Origin of the sequence: Microcoleus sp. B7-D4, from assembly GCF_036705125.1 — a bacterium.
Classification (GTDB): Bacteria; Cyanobacteriota; Cyanobacteriia; order Cyanobacteriales; family Microcoleaceae; genus Microcoleus.
In genome coordinates, this window is record NZ_JAUBTT010000229.1 from 1 (window position 1) to 2,603 (window position 2,603).

The window sequence follows — 2,603 nt, forward strand, 5'->3', positions numbered from 1 at the left end:
GGAAAGAAGAAGAAGGAAGGAGCCAGAAGAAGGAAGGAGCCAGAAGAAGTATTTTTACAAATATGAGATGCTCCCATCCTAAATCCTAATGGTTGTCAACCAGCCGTCATCTAAAATCTAAAATCTAAAATCTAAAATCGCATAGGGGAGGGCAAAATTTTGGACGAACTCAGAGCAGCACTCGAATTGACAACAGAAGAAGAATTGCAGCAACTAACAGAACTTCTGTTCAGCCGCAAGTTTAACCCTTTAGATTACGTGCAAACCCCCGCACCGATAGATGTACAAAGTCGCGATCGCGAAGCATGGCTCGACGCCGTAGAACAGCGGTTTCGCTATCTTGCAGCCGACGGGTTGACGGTACTCAGAGGGCGAACCCAACAAGTAACTTACAGACAAGCACTAATTCAAGTTTGTCGCTATCTCAAAATCCCTTATCCCAGACAGTTGTCAACCACCGACTTAGAGGCAGAAGTATTTCTGCACTTAATGGGCCGCGCGTGGAAGCGTTTACCTGCAGATGAACAGCAAGCGCTGACACTGCGCGTACAGCGAGCGATCGTTGATTCTAAACTCTCAGAACCCCTGCCAATTTCTGCTGAAAAAGACCCGCTGGGTTTACTGTTCAAAGGCGGCAGCGCTTTAGCTGTTAGTTCCATCTTAAAACCAATGCTGCTTAAACTAATGGCCAATCAATTTGCGCTGCATTTTGCCACCTATCAAATGGCAAAACAAGGAGTGCTTGCAGGCACTGCAACTGCAGCAACCCAGTTTCAAAATTATGTCGCCATTCAGACGGCGCGGCGCGGTATGGCGGTGAGTGCGGCTCGTTACGGTGCAACGCGGAGCGTATTTTCGTTAGTCGGCCCGGTGATGTGGACTTGGTTTTTAGCGGATTTGGGTTGGCGATCAATTTCCACGAACTACGGCCGCATTATCCCGACCATTTTTGCCCTAGCTCAAATACGCCTGACGCGATCGGAATGCGTTTGGGAACTAGCTTAACGATGGTAAATTGTAGATTTTAGATTTGAGATTGGGAGTGTGGGTGAATATCAAAAATCGGTTGAAATTAGCTGCCAAACAGACAGCCGAAAATCTCAAGTCTCGCCTCCAAAAACATCCCGATCCCCGCCTGCAAATTCCTTGGAATTTCGCCCAAGTGGGGATGCTAATTTTTCCCTTAATTCCCATTTTGGGAGCTTTAGGTTTATTCCTGGGATTGGCCGGCACTTGGAAGCAAAAGTTCCGTCAAATTAGTCGCCGCCCGTTGAATCGAGGATTCGCAATTCTAAGCGCGCTGCTAGTCATCACAGCGGTTTTTGCCCACAACCGCATCGAGGCTTTTATAGGGTTGTACAATTTCTTGCCGTTCTTTATATTGTTTGCCGCTTTTAGCAGTTTAATTCAAACTCTGCCTCAATTGCGGCAATTGTCTTGGGTGATTGTAATTAGTTCAATCCCAGTGATAATTTTAGGCCTGGGACAGCAATTTTTAGGTTGGAGTGGCATCGATCAATTGCAGCCTGTTTTTGGCTGGGTACTCGAACCCAAAGGCAATCCCCCCGGCCGCATGGCTTCTGTATTTATGTACGCTAATATTTTAGCTTGCTATCTGACAATTGCTTTTACTTTAGCACTGGGACTGTGGATGGAAGAAGGCAGTTGTCAGTTGTCAGTTGGCAGTTGTCAGTCGTCACCACTTACCAATTCCCAATTCCCAATTCCCAATTCCCAATTCCTATTTTTAAGTTTGGCAGTGATCGGAAATGCTGTTGCTTTGATTTTTACTAATTCTCGCAATGCTTGGGGTCTGGCAGTTTTGGCAGTTTTGGCTTTTGCATTTTATGCGGGTTATAAAAAATTATTAGCTGCGGTTTTTAGTGTAGCTAGCACAGTTTTTTTGTCTGCCTTTGGCCCGGAACCACTGCGGCAATCTTTACGAAGAATTGTTCCGGCTTTTTTCTGGGCTAGACTCACCGACGAAATGTTCCCAAATCGGCCGACAGCTACTTTGAGAACTACTCAGTGGGAATTTGCTTGGTCGATGACTCAGCAGCGTCCTTGGACTGGTTGGGGATTGCGAAATTTTACGCCTCTCTATCAAGCTCAGATGCAAGAATGGCTTGGTCATCCTCACAGTTTGATACTGATGTTGACTGCGGAAACGGGGATACCCGCAACGCTTTTGTTGTTGGGTTTAGTTGGTTGGGTTTTGGCTAGGGGTGTTTTGCTGCTGGCGAATTGGCCGCTTTTTTCTGCAGATATCAAACACGAGCAAATAGCAACACAGGAAGTAGCGGAAAATGCTTTATTGTTCAATCCAAAATCTATAATTAATAGCAAAAATCAGGTTGTTTGTCAAGATGTAAGAGCGGCCGATCGCCTAATTTTTTTCAGTTATTTATTAGCCTTCGTCGCCTGTACGCTTTTTAACACTGTAGATGTGACGCTGTTTGATTTTCGACTCAATACTACAAGCTGGTTGCTGTTAGCCGCAATTTGCGGAGTCAGCCAGAGGGAATAGGGCATCGGGCATCGGGCATCGGGCATCGGGCATCGGGCATCGGGCATCGGGCATCGGGCATCGGGCATCGGGCATC

At 46.5% G+C, this 2,603-nt stretch carries 2 protein-coding genes; both read left to right on the forward strand.

The features are described 5' to 3' along the window. Positions 1–159: 159 nt before the first annotated feature. Positions 160–1,005 carry a YaaW family protein gene (locus QUB12_RS37020; protein ID WP_333311067.1) on the forward strand — a complete coding sequence of 282 codons (846 nt, stop codon included), beginning with the start codon at positions 160–162 and terminating at the stop codon, positions 1,003–1,005. Between the two features lie 43 nt (positions 1,006–1,048). Continuing rightward, complete coding sequence (locus QUB12_RS37025; RefSeq protein WP_333311069.1) at positions 1,049–2,527, forward strand: O-antigen ligase family protein; 1,479 nt, start codon at positions 1,049–1,051, stop codon at positions 2,525–2,527. The last annotated feature ends 76 nt before the right edge of the window (positions 2,528–2,603 follow it).